Below are 287 nucleotides of genomic sequence, written 5' to 3' on the forward strand. Positions count from 1 at the left end.
GGGAGGGTGTGCGGCCTCCTCACGGGCCGTCTCCTCCGTGGGACGCGATGCCCCCGTGGTGGTCGGTCTACTTTCCCCCACCCTACCTCTTCTCCTCCCCCACCGCCCCCACCCCCATCACCACCAAACCCACCCCCGCCACCATCTCCACCACCACCATCCCCCCCATCGCCACCACCTCCCCTTCCCCCCCCCACACCCACCCCATCCCCACCCACACCTCCTTCACCTCCACCCCCATACCCTCCCCCCCCCCCATCCACATCACCCCACCCCACATCACCCTC

1 protein-coding gene is annotated in these 287 nt (G+C 70.0%); it reads right to left on the reverse strand.

Annotated features, from left to right (window positions below):
* Positions 1–82 precede the first annotated feature (82 nt).
* Positions 83–287 (reverse strand): hypothetical protein (locus FS507_RS19985; protein WP_260853593.1); only part of this gene is annotated, 205 nt, incomplete at its 5' end.

The sequence above is a fragment of the Corynebacterium glyciniphilum AJ 3170 genome (genome assembly GCF_007673095.1).
Classification (GTDB): domain Bacteria; phylum Actinomycetota; class Actinomycetes; order Mycobacteriales; family Mycobacteriaceae; genus Corynebacterium.